Raw genomic sequence first — 382 nt, forward strand, 5'->3', positions numbered from 1 at the left:
ATGCCGAACACCTGCGCCAGCTTGCCGAGCAAGGCGGCGGTCGGGCTGGTTTCCGCCCGTTCAATACGTGACAAGGTTGCCCGGCTGATGCCGGTCTGCTGGGCGAGCTGGTCAAGCGACCATTGCCGGGCGGTACGTAATTGCACCAGCCGTTGTGCCAGCAGGCGATCCTGGTTATCGTCCATAAAACGCTCTCTTTTTCTCAATTATGAGAATCTATCCCGTAAATGAGAAATAGGCAAGCGTGCCGCACTGGACGGGCCAGATCATCTCTTCACCAAAATTTGACCGCCTGTATTTTGCGGTTTTTTTACCAAACAAAACAACTCAGCCACTGTCTTAGCCGTGCATATTTGATTGCGGGAATAATCGCCAGGCGGCC

1 protein-coding gene is annotated in these 382 nt (G+C 53.9%); it reads right to left on the minus strand.

Annotated features, from left to right (window positions below; translation table 11 throughout):
- Positions 1-185 (minus strand): helix-turn-helix domain-containing protein (locus tag CYR55_RS23165; RefSeq protein WP_146001058.1); only part of this gene is annotated, 185 nt, incomplete at its 3' end.
- Positions 186-382: the final 197 nt, after the last annotated feature.

The sequence above is a fragment of the Chimaeribacter californicus genome (assembly GCF_002858675.1).
GTDB classification, from domain to species: domain Bacteria; phylum Pseudomonadota; class Gammaproteobacteria; order Enterobacterales; family Enterobacteriaceae; genus Chimaeribacter; species Chimaeribacter californicus.